Consider the following 11,213-nt stretch of genomic DNA (forward strand, 5'->3'; position numbering starts at 1 on the left):
GAAAGACGTGCGCACCGTTCCACGACCGGGCTTGAGGAAATCGATCGCACCGGCGCGATCCCAGACGTAATAGTCGCGGCCAAGGGTGTGCATCAGGCCCAGCATCCAGAACGGATCGGTCATCGCAAACAGGCTGCCACCGAAGTGGGTGCCGACGTAGTTGCGGTTCCAGGGGCGCAGGCGCAGTTCCACGTCGATCTGCCGGTAGTCCGGGGTGATCCGGGTGACATGGATGCCGGTGAACAGGAACGGTGGCCACAGGTTGATGCCGAAGCGGAACGTGCTGGCTTTCATGCGGGAACCGGGCAGGGGACGGGGCGCCCAGTCTAACCATTCGCATGCGTATGTTGTAGCCCGCAGCGCCCCGACAGGCCTGCCCGGCGCTATGGCTCGGGCGTGCCGCCGTCGATCACGTAGCCGTCGCGGCCATTGTCCTTGGCCCGGTACAGCGCGTTGTCGGCGCCTTCGACGAAATGATGCGGTTGCAGGTCGCCGTCAGGCACACGGGTGTAGACGCCGATGGTCAGGGTGACGCCTGTGTCGCTGCCATCGCCGGGCGGCGGCAGGGCGCGGATGCAGGAGATCAGGTCTTCGATCACCTGCCGCGCGCCTTCAACCGGGGTGTCGGGCAACACCAGTGCGAACTCGTCGCCGCCGTAGCGGGCAGCCATGTCACGGGGGCGCCGGGCATGCGCCTGGATCAGGCGGGCCACTTCGCACAGCACGCGATCGCCGACCTGGTGGCCATGACGATCGTTGTGGTGCTTGAAGTGGTCGACGTCGATCAGGGCCAGGGTCAGTGGCTTGCCACTGCGGCGTGCCGCATCGCATTCCTGTTGCAGCGACTGTTCGAAGCGCAGGCGGTTGCCCAGTCCGGTCAGCGCATCACGGTTGGCCTGGCGGTGCCAGGAGGCGATGCGCCAGGTCGCCCACGCCGTCAGCACCAGCACGACGCCGAGCAGGGCGCTGGCCGGCGCCCACCAGAGGCTGCCGGTGCGCAGCAGCAGCCAGCTCAGCAGCGGCGCGGCCGGCAGCGAGCACAGCGCAACCACCCAGGGCAGGCGCAGCCCGAGCAGCAGCACGCACATGGCCACCAGCAGGCCGGCCAGGGCGTCCTGCCAGGCGCGGGGCAGCACGTTGATCTGCTTGTCCTGCAGCAGCATCGAGGCGATGTTGGCCTGGTACTCGCTGCCGCTCATCCAGTATTCGCGGGTGGTGGGTGTCAACAGGCGGAGGGCGATGCCGCTGGCCGTCATGCCCACCACGATGCGCCTGCCACGCAGCATCGAGGCATCCACGCGCCCTTCCAGCACATCGGCGTAGGACACCTGCGGCAAGCGTTCCGGTGGCCCGGCATAACGCACGCGCACGTAATCATTGCGGCGCCATTGATAGGGCGAGTCCAGCGCCGGGTCGGGGTCGGGCAGGCCCTGTGCGCGTTGCGGCGGCAGGCCGGTCAACGCCAGGCCGAGTGCCGGCCAGTGCGCCTGGCCGATGCCGGCGTGCAGGTAGGCCCCACGGGCGACACCATCGCCGTCGACTTCAACGTCACTGTGGCCGAGGGCGGCGGCGCTGGCGGCAATCAGCGGGATCGGCAGCATTTCCTCGGCCATGCGGTCGCCAGCGGCAGGCGCGGCCAGCACCGGCAGCACCACGTGGCCGTTGCGACGGATCGCCGCTGCCAGCTCGGCATCCTGGCGCGCATCGCGACGATCGGGCTCGGACAGCATGAGGTCCAGCGCGACGCGCTCGGCACCGGCGTCGGTCAAGCGGTCCAGCAGGCGGGCATGCATCGAGCGCGGCCACGGCCACTGGCCCAGCTGCTGCAGGCTGCCTTCGTCGATGGCCACGATCAGCACGCTGGGGTCGGGGCGGTAATCCCAGCTGCCGACCATCAGGTCGTACGCGCTTTCGTCCTGCCGCCACAGCCACTGGCCATGGCTGACCACCGCCGTCGCTACACCCGCCAGCAGGGCCAGCAGGATCCGTCGCGACCACGGCAGCGGCGAGCGCCTCACAGCAACAGCCACAGCAGCAGGGCACCACCGCTGGCGCCGTAGCACAGGCGACACGGCAGCTTGACCTGCTGGGCGGGCGAGAACGGGCCAGCATGGCCGTCGTCATCGATGTACTGCACGCGGATGTGCAGCGTGCCGCGCCACGGGCGCTTGAAACTGACCTGCGGTTGGTCGACGGTGGTATCGAGCAGCGGCGCGCTGAAGTCGCCGCGGCGATCGACCTGCACGCGGTAGCGCTGCCCGTCGCTTCCCGCCTGCCAGCGCAGGGTCAGCTCGCCATCGGTGGCTTCAGGCGGTTGTAGTGCCGGGTTCACCGGTTCATCGGTCAGTTGCAGCGTCAGTGCCTGGCCGTAGCGACCCTGGTGGCCCTGGTCATCACGCGAAGCGACTCGCCAGTAGTACTGGCCGGGAGGCAGCGGCTGGCCCAGGCGCAGGTCGGTGCCGCCGGTGCTCTGCTCGCGCAGCGGCTGCAGGAACTGCGGCTCGTCAGCCACCTGCAGCACGCTGCTGCTGGCACCGGGCGCCTGGCTCCAGTGGAAGCGGGGACGGTCGCTGTTGACCGACTGTCCCTGCAGCGGAGAAATGGTCAGCGGCGGTGGCGGCTGGTCGTCGAGGACGAAATCCTCGCTGGCATCCAGGCCTTCCACACCCTGTGCATCCACTGCGCGCAGCAGCAGGCGCAGCGTTCCTGGCGGCAGCTCGCCGATCAGCAGCCGGGTGTCGGCGGTGTCGGCGGCAAACAACAGGATTTCCGGGGTGGCGGCCTGCACCACTTCGACCCGGTAGTGACCGGCGCCGGTCACCGGCTCCCACGCGAGCTGGGCCGGCAGGGCTCCCAGGCGGGTCGCATCGGCACGCAGGCGCGGTGCCGGCAGCAAACCGGAAACCGTTTCGGGCGCCGTTCCGCTGCCCGCGCTGCGGCTGGCCTGGCCGGGGTGCACCAGATGCTGGCCATGCGGGTTGCCGACCTGCACTTTGCCTTCCAGTACTTCGGTGGCACCGGCATGGGCATCATCGCCGGCGCTGACCCGGAACACGGTGCCGCGCACGCTGCTGGTGGCCGTGGGGGCATCGATGATGTAGCGCGAGGCCGGCCCGCGCGCAGGGGTTACCCGGTTGCTGGCGCGCCCCTGCTGCAGGCGCAGGCGGGTATCGACCATGCCGGTGCGGCCATAGCGGCTGAGCTGGTCCAGGCGCAGGCGTGAGTATTCGCGCAGCTGCAAGCGCGACGCATCGGCGAACTCAAGGGTGATGCTGGAATCGGCCTTGGTCTGGATCGCGTCACCGATGTGCAGCTGTTCGCCTGCGCGCACGGCGCGGCTGCTGCTGCCATCGGCCGCGCTCAGTTCAACCTGCCCACGCACGGCCAGTACCCGCGCCGGGGCGGGCTCAACGCGCAGCCAGCCGATCGGGAAGCGCAGCAGTTCACCCGGCGGCAGCCGGTACGGGTTGTCGATGCGGTTGTGCTGCTGCAGCTGCTGCCAGCCGATGCTGGGCTTGAGGTAGGCCGCGCCGAGATCCCACAGGGTATCGCCGGGGCGGACCCGGTAGTTCCAGTCCTGCGCGCCGGCAAGCGCCGGCCACAGGCAGAGGGCGCACAGCAGTGTGCGCAGGAAATACTTGATGAAAGACGACGAGCGGCCAACGGTCACGGATAGCTGTCCCGGCAAAGCGGGGGCGCAGCAGCAAGACCCCATGGCCCCGACCTCATCCCCCCGAACGGATCGTGGCGACCCTGGGGGCCACCATCGCGGGCATTATTGCCCGCGTTCAGTGCAGGGATTCTGAACGATGCCGGTGCCGTTCAGAACAGCAGGGAGGCCATCCGGCGCCGCGAACGGCCGACCAGGTCTTCATCGGCGATGACGTTGAACGCATCGATCAGGGCCTTGCGCGGCAGTCCTTCCTGGAAACTGCGGTCGATCCGCAGCATCTCCAGGAACTGTTCCAGCGCAGCTTCGTCCTCGCCGGCCAGCAGCTGCTGCACACCCCGCAGGTGGCGTGCCTGCAGATCCTTGCCGTCGGCGGCGATGCGCGCATCCAGCTCCTCGGCGGGCGGGGCATCCTTCAGCGCGGCGGCGAAGGAGAGCCGGGCGCGGCCACGCACGGCGCGGTCGTCGGTGGCCAGGTTGGCGGGCAGTGCATCGATCAGGGTAGCGGCCTCGTCCACGCCGCCGACCTGCAGCAGCGCCAGGGCCAGGTCGAGCTTCAGCTCATCCTTGTCCGGCTCGGCGGCGATCTGCGCGCGCAGCACGTCGACCTGCGCCTGCGGGTCCAGCGGCGCTTCGTCTTCGGCGATGGTGTCGCCGACGTCAGCCGGCACAACGCCGTGCTGGGCCAGGAATTCACGCAGCTGGCCTTCCGGCAGGGCGCCGGGGAAGCCGTCCACCAGCTGTCCACCCTTGACCAGGAACACGGTGGGCACCGAACGGATCTGAAAGGCCGCCGCGATCTGCTGTTCCTTGTCCACGTCGACCTTGGCCAGCTCGAACGCGCCGTTGTATTCGCCGGCCAGCTTCTCCAGCATCGGGCCGAGGGTCTTGCACGGCTCGCACCAGGTCGCCCAGAAATCCACCAGGACCGGCGTCTGCAGCGACTTCTGCAGCACTTCCGCCTCGAAGGTGGCAGTGGTGGCATCGAATACGTAGGTCGTCTCGGTCATGGGGCATCGTTCGGCATCTGGAGACCGATTCTATGGTGACGAACCTTGCCGGTCTCAACCCTGCGGTCACGCCCCCCATGAAATCGCGGACGGCTTGGCGCAGGTGCCGGCTGCCGTGACAATGGCCTGATGTTCTCCTGAAGAGTGGCTGCAATGTCCGTGGTTCGGCTGGATCGTTGGGTAGGCATGCTCGCCGCAGCCCTGTTCGTGCTGTCGGTGGCCGGCTTCGGTGCGGCCCTGCCGGACTATTCGCAGGCGATGCATCCGGTGACCTGGCTGGGCGCGCACGGCATCCCCCATGCGCTGGGCTTCAACCTGCTGGGCCTGGTGCTGCCGGGTGCACTGGCGGTGGTCGTGGCCGAGCGCCTGCGCCGGCAGCTGTCGGTGGACGCCGCCTGGACGGCACGCGTGGGCAGCCAGATGCTGCTACTGGCCGGTCTCGCCTTCATCGCGATGGGCCTGCTGCCGCTGGATTTCGAAGACCAGATGGGCATGCAGGGCCCTGCCAGCAAGCTGCACGCCAGCGTGTGGATGGTCTGGGCACTGGCCTTTGTCGCCGGCAGCGTGATGCTGGGCGCGGCGCGGCTGCGGCATTCCGGCGGGCGCAGGCTGGGACTGCTGACGCTGGCCTGCGGAATCGGTGCCGGTCTGCTGGCGTTCGGCCTGCCGGGGGTACTGCCGGCGGCGCTGGCGCAGCGGTTGGCCTTTGCCTGCTGGGCGCTCTGGCTGGCCCTGGCCCTGCCTCTGTCGCGCGGGCGCTGAGACGCTTCCCGCAGCCACGCCGCGCGCCGGTGCGGCAGGCAGGATTGGAGCCATTTGCCGCACTGCGGTACGCTGTACCGCTTTGCCGCCGCAACCGCGTGTTACATGACCAGCGTCGAACCCAACGTTTACGATCCGCAGCAGGTTGAATCCGCCGCCCAGCAGTACTGGGATGCTACCCGTGCCTTCGAGGTCGATGAAGCCTCGGACAAGCCGAAGTACTACTGCCTGTCGATGCTTCCGTATCCGTCCGGTGCGCTGCACATGGGCCACGTGCGCAACTACACGATCGGCGACGTGATCAGCCGCTACAAGCGCATGACCGGCCACAACGTCCTGCAGCCGATGGGCTGGGACGCGTTCGGCCTGCCAGCGGAAAACGCCGCGATCAAGAACAAGACCGCGCCGGCCGCCTGGACTTACAAGAACATCGACCACATGCGCAGCCAGCTGAAGTCGCTGGGCTATGCCATCGACTGGTCGCGCGAGTTCGCCACCTGCCGCCCGGACTATTACGTCCACGAGCAGCGCATGTTCACCCGCCTGATGCGCAAGGGCCTGGCCTACCGCCGCAACGCGGTGGTGAACTGGGACCCGGTCGACCAGACCGTGCTGGCCAACGAACAGGTCATCGACGGCCGTGGCTGGCGCTCCGGCGCGTTGGTGGAAAAGCGTGAGATCCCGCAGTGGTTCCTGCGCATCACCGACTACGCCCAGGAACTGCTGGACGGCCTGGATGAACTGGACGGCTGGCCGGACTCGGTCAAGACCATGCAGCGCAACTGGATCGGTCGTTCCGAAGGCCTGGAAATCCAGTTCGATGTGCGCGACGTCGATGGCGCCGCACTGGATCCGCTGCGCGTGTTCACCACCCGCCCGGATACCGTGATGGGCGTGACCTTCGTGTCGATCGCCGGCGAACACCCGCTGGCGCTGCATGCCGCGAAGAACAATCCGGAACTGGCTGCGCTGCTGTCGGAGATGAAGCAGGGCGGCGTGTCCGAGGCCGAGCTGGAGACCCAGGAAAAGCGCGGCATGGATACCGGCCTGCGCGCCGTGCATCCGGTTACTGGTGCCCAGGTGCCGGTGTGGGTCGCCAACTTCGTGCTGATGGGCTATGGCACCGGCGCGGTGATGGCCGTACCGGGCCACGACCAGCGCGACAATGAATTCGCCAACAAGTACAACCTGCCGATCCGCCAGGTCATCGCGCTGAAGTCGCTGCGCAAGGACGAGAGCGCCTACGACGCGACGCGCTGGCAGGACTGGTACGGCGACAAGACCCGCGAGACCGAACTGGTCAACTCCGACGAGTTCGACGGCCTGGACTTCCAGGGCGCCTTCGAAGCGCTGGCCGAGCGTTTCGAGCGCAAGGCCCAGGGCCAGCGCCGGGTGAACTACCGTCTGCGCGACTGGGGCGTGAGCCGCCAGCGCTACTGGGGTTGCCCGATCCCGGTGATCTACTGCGACAAGTGTGGCGCGGTGCCGGTGCCGGAAGACCAGCTGCCGGTGGTGCTGCCTGAAGACGTCAACTTCGTCGGCACCGGTTCGCCGATCAAGGCCGATCCGGAATGGCGCAAGACCACCTGCCCGGACTGCGGCGGCGCGGCCGAGCGTGAGACCGACACCTTCGACACCTTCATGGAGTCGAGCTGGTACTACGCCCGCTACACCTCGCCGGGCGCCCGCGATGCGGTCGACAAGCGTGGCAACTACTGGCTGCCGGTGGACCAGTACATCGGTGGCATCGAGCACGCGATCCTGCACCTGATGTATTTCCGCTTCTACCACAAGCTGCTGCGCGACGCGCGGATGGTGGACAGCAACGAGCCGGCGCRGAACCTGCTGTGCCAGGGCATGGTGATCGCCGAGACCTACTATCGCCCGAACCCGGACGGCTCGAAGGACTGGATCAACCCGGCCGATGTGGAAGTGCAGCGCGACGAGCGCGGCCGCATCACCGGCGCCACCCTGATCGCCGACGGTCAGCCGGTGGTGGTCGGTGGTACCGAGAAGATGTCCAAGTCGAAGAACAACGGCGTGGACCCGCAGGCGATGGTCGGCAAGTACGGTGCCGACACCGTGCGTCTGTTCTCGATGTTCGCGGCACCGCCGGAACAGTCGCTGGAATGGAACGAAGCCGGCGTGGACGGCATGGCCCGTTTCCTGCGCCGCCTGTGGGCACAGGTGCAGAAGCACGCTGCCGACGGTGCCGCACCGGCGCTCGACGCGGCTGCACTGGATGCCAGCCAGAAGGCCCTGCGCCGCAAGACCCACGAGACCATCGGCAAGGTCGGTGACGACTACGGCCGTCGTCACAGCTTCAACACCGCCATTGCCGCGGTGATGGAGCTGATGAACGCGCTGGCCAAGTTCGAGGACGGCAGCGAGCAGGGGCGCGCCGTGCGCCAGGAAGCGCTGCAGGCCATCGTGCTGCTGCTCAACCCGATCACCCCGCACGCCAGCCATGCCCTGTGGCAGGTGCTGGGCCATGGCGAAACGCTGCTGGAAGACCAGCCGTTCCCGCAGGCCGACAGCAGTGCGCTGGTTCGCGACGCGCTGACCCTGGCCGTACAGGTCAATGGCAAGCTGCGCGGCACGATCGAGGTCGCCGCCGATGCCGCGCGCGAACAGGTTGAAGCGCTGGCGCTGGCCGAGCCGAACGCGGCCAAGTTCCTGGAAGGCCTGACGGTGCGCAAGATCATCATCGTCCCCGGCAAGATCGTGAACATCGTCGCTGCCTGATGTACCTGGCACCGGCCGCCATCGTGGCGGTCGGTGCGTTGTCGCCACGCCGGGCACGCCCGGCCGATGGCCCTGCGTTCACGCGGCCTCGGGCACCCTGTCTGTTGCCGTGATCGCCCGGCTCCGCCAGACTGTCTCCATGACCCGAATCCTGCTTGCCCTCGTTCTCGTCCTCGGCCTCGCCGGCTGCGGTTTCCACCTGCGCAACAAGCTGATGCTGCCGACCGACACGGCGCCGGTGAAGGTGGTCTCCACCGCGCCCTACAGCGAGTTGGTCAAGCTGTTGAACCGCAGCCTGCTGGCATCCGGTGCGCGCTTGGCCGATGAGGACAGCGAGGGCCCCAATGCCCAGCTGCAGGTGCTGTCCGAACGCTGGGGCGACCTGCCCATCGCGATCGACTCGCAGGGCCGCGCGCAGGAATACAGCCTGCGCTATGCGGTGATCTTCATCTTCCGCCGCGAAGACGGCAGCGAGCTGGTGCCGCAGCAGGTGATCGAACTGTCGCGCGACTACGTGTCGCCGCCGACCGACGCCACCGGTACCACCACCGAACGCGAGATCCTGGCCGATGAACTGCGCCGGGAAATGTCGGCCTCGATCATCCGCCGCATCGACAGCGTGGTCCGCGCCGAACTGGAAAAGGGCGGCAGCCTGTCGGCGCCGAAGCCGGTCGAGCACGATCCGGTCGAGCCCGCACCCGCCGTCCAGCACTGAGCCGGGCGCCTGATGGAACTGCGACCGGAACAGCTGGCCGGGCAGGGCGCTGACACGGCGCTGGCGCCGGTCTACCTGATCGCCGGTCCGGAAACGCTGCGTGTGCTGGAGGCAGCTGATGCCGTGCGTGCCCGTGCACGTGCGGCCGGCATCGACGAGCGCGAAGTGTTCGATGCCGATGGCCGTGATTTCGACTGGAACCAGCTCGACGCCAGCTTCAATGCCCCCAGCCTGTTCAGTGCCCGCCGCCTGGTGGAAGTGCGCCTGCCCAGCGGCAAGCCGGGCAAGGACGGCGGTGAGGTGATCAGCCGGTTCTGCGCCAACCCGGCGCCGGACGTGATCCTGATGATCACCGCCAACGAATGGAGCAAGGCCCACCAGGGCAAATGGGCCGAGGCGGTGAACCGCGTCGGCGTGCTGTCGGTGGCCTGGGCCATCAAGCCGCATGAGCTGTCGGACTGGATCGAACGGCGCCTGCGCAGCAGGGGCCTGCGCGCCGAACCGGCGGCCGTGCAGCGCTTGGCCGAACGCGTTGAAGGCAACCTGCTGGCGGCTGCGCAGGAGATCGACAAGCTCGTATTGCTGGCCGACGGCCAGACCCTGGAYGTGGAMMSGATGGAATCGCTGGTGGCCGATGCYGCCCGYTAYGACGTGTTCCGKCTGGTGGAAGCCACCTTCTCCGGCCAGCCCCAGGCGGTACTGAGGATGCTGGCCGGGTTGCGCGGCGAAGGCGAGGCCGTGGCCGCGCTGATGCCGATCGTGATCCGCGAGCTGTTGGCCGGTGCCGGCCTGGCACGGGTACAGGCACGTGGCGGCAATCTGGCGGCGGAGATGAAATCCCGCGGTATCTGGGAATCGCGGCAGGCGCCCTACAAGCGCGCGCTGCAGCGGCACCCGGAAGGCAAGCGCTGGGAGCGTTTCGTGGCCGAAGCAGGGCTGGTTGACCGCATCGCCAAGGGCCGCGCAGACGGCGATGCCTGGCTTGCACTTGAGCGCCTGCTGGTGGCGGTGGCCGAAGCGCGTGCGGTGCGGCTGCTCGCCCGGGCCTGATCCATGAGCCTGCGGATCTATTACGGGGGCACCTTCGACCCGGTGCATCTGGGCCATCTGGCGATCGCGCGCGCCGCGCGCGATGAACTGCAGGTGGCGGTGCGCATGCTGCCTGCCGCCGACCCGCCGCATCGCGCGGCACCGGGCGCGACCGCCGAGCAACGCTGCACCATGCTCGGCCTGGCCATCGGCGATGAGCCGGGCCTGCTGCTGGACCGGCATGAGCTGGATCGGGCCGAGCGCTTCCCTGGCCGACCTTCCTATACCGTCGATACCCTGCGCGAACTGCGGGCCGAACTTGGCCCCAGCCGCCCGCTGGCGTGGCTGGTGGGGGCCGACAGCCTGCTGGGCCTGCCCAGCTGGCACGAGTGGCAGGCGCTGTTCGGTCTGGCCCATTTCATCGTTGCCGAGCGGCCCGGCAGCCCGCTGCGGGCCAGTGTCGACGGCGCGCTGGGCCAGGCCACCGAGGGGCGCTGGGCCGACAACGAGCAGGCCCTGTTCACCAGCCCGGCCGGCCGCATCCTGCGCCTGCACCACCCGCTGCGGGTGGAATCGGCCAGTGCCGTGCGCGCCCAGATCGCCGCGGGCGGCCCCTGGCGGGCCATGCTGGCACCGGCGGTGGCCGACTACGTTTCTGGCCACGGCCTGTACCGCCCCGCCGCCTCGTGAATACGGTTGCCGCGCTGTGCCCGTATAATCGCCCCCACGTTTATCGAGTCGACCCGCTTTGAGCAACCAGACCCAGCCCCAGACCATCAAGGTCGATCTGCCCAGCCCGCCGCCCTCCGTGCCGGAACTGCTGGCCAGCGTCCGTCAAGCCACCGAAGACCTGAAGGCCAAGGACCCGGTCGAGATCGACGTACGCGGCAAGTCCAGCGTCGCCGACTACATGGTGGTCGTATCGGGTACTTCGACCCGCCATGTGAAGTCCATCGCCGACGAAGTCGTGCGCTTCGCCAAGAACATCGACGTCATGCCGCTGGGTGTTGAAGGCGAGCGTGAAGCCGAATGGGTGCTGGTCGACCTGGGCGACGTCATCGTGCACGTGATGCTGCCGCGCGTGCGCGAGTTCTACGCGCTCGAGCGCCTGTGGACCGTTGGCGACCAGCCGCCGTCCTACGACGACGACGAAGTGGCCTGAGCCATTCGTTGATGCAGTTTTCGACGGCGCCGATGGCGCCGTCGACGTTTTGGAGGAATGTTGATGAAAGCCCGCCTGATTGCCACCGGCGAACGCGCGCCCAGTTGGGTGGCGCAAGGG

Annotated in this window: 10 protein-coding genes; 6 read left to right on the forward strand and 4 right to left on the reverse strand. The window is 68.4% G+C overall.

What is annotated here, in order from left to right; translation table 11 throughout:
• The 4 genes from AC1DJN_RS16850 to trxA form a co-directional block, all read right to left on the reverse strand.
• The coding region (locus AC1DJN_RS16850) for a DUF4442 domain-containing protein (protein WP_478039537.1) at positions 1-294 on the reverse strand (294 nt) is incomplete at its 3' end.
• Between the two features lie 89 nt (positions 295-383).
• Complete coding sequence (locus AC1DJN_RS16855; protein ID WP_032975062.1) at positions 384-2,018, reverse strand: CHASE2 domain-containing protein; 1,635 nt, start codon at positions 2,016-2,018, stop codon at positions 384-386.
• A complete protein-coding gene (locus tag AC1DJN_RS16860; protein ID WP_478013538.1) occupies positions 2,015-3,715 on the reverse strand; it encodes a FecR family protein in 1,701 nt (566 codons plus the stop codon). The genes AC1DJN_RS16855 and AC1DJN_RS16860 overlap by 4 nt, the downstream gene beginning before the upstream one ends.
• 107 nt (positions 3,716-3,822) lie before the next feature.
• Complete coding sequence (gene trxA, locus AC1DJN_RS16865; RefSeq protein WP_442251873.1) at positions 3,823-4,680, reverse strand: thioredoxin; 858 nt, start codon at positions 4,678-4,680, stop codon at positions 3,823-3,825.
• A 153-nt stretch (positions 4,681-4,833) separates the two neighbouring features.
• Here trxA and AC1DJN_RS16870 point away from each other — a divergent pair, with 153 nt between their 5' ends.
• The 6 genes from AC1DJN_RS16870 to rsfS all read left to right on the forward strand — a co-directional run bounded on the left by AC1DJN_RS16870 (position 4,834) and on the right by rsfS (position 11,093).
• Complete coding sequence (locus tag AC1DJN_RS16870) at positions 4,834-5,442, forward strand: DUF998 domain-containing protein (RefSeq protein WP_180830873.1); 609 nt, start codon at positions 4,834-4,836, stop codon at positions 5,440-5,442.
• A gap of 105 nt (positions 5,443-5,547) precedes the next feature.
• Entirely contained in the window at positions 5,548-8,187 is a 2,640-nt protein-coding gene (leuS, locus tag AC1DJN_RS16875; protein ID WP_478039539.1) for a leucine--tRNA ligase, read from the forward strand.
• Between the two features lie 139 nt (positions 8,188-8,326).
• Positions 8,327-8,902 carry an LPS-assembly lipoprotein LptE gene (locus AC1DJN_RS16880; protein ID WP_033831702.1) on the forward strand — a complete coding sequence of 192 codons (576 nt, stop codon included), beginning with the start codon at positions 8,327-8,329 and terminating at the stop codon, positions 8,900-8,902.
• A gap of 12 nt (positions 8,903-8,914) precedes the next feature.
• Positions 8,915-9,952, forward strand: a complete 1,038-nt coding sequence (gene holA / locus AC1DJN_RS16885; protein WP_478039541.1) for a DNA polymerase III subunit delta — start codon at positions 8,915-8,917, stop codon at positions 9,950-9,952.
• Positions 9,953-9,955: 3 nt separating this feature from the next.
• The gene (gene nadD, locus AC1DJN_RS16890) at positions 9,956-10,621 is read left to right on the forward strand and encodes a nicotinate-nucleotide adenylyltransferase (protein WP_442251871.1); all 666 of its coding nucleotides are present in this window, start codon (positions 9,956-9,958) and stop codon (positions 10,619-10,621) included.
• 58 nt (positions 10,622-10,679) lie between these two features.
• Positions 10,680-11,093, forward strand: a complete 414-nt coding sequence (gene rsfS, locus AC1DJN_RS16895) for a ribosome silencing factor (RefSeq protein ID WP_025879295.1) — start codon at positions 10,680-10,682, stop codon at positions 11,091-11,093.
• The last annotated feature ends 120 nt before the right edge of the window (positions 11,094-11,213 follow it).

Source organism: Stenotrophomonas sp. 05L414_2 (assembly GCF_056397905.1).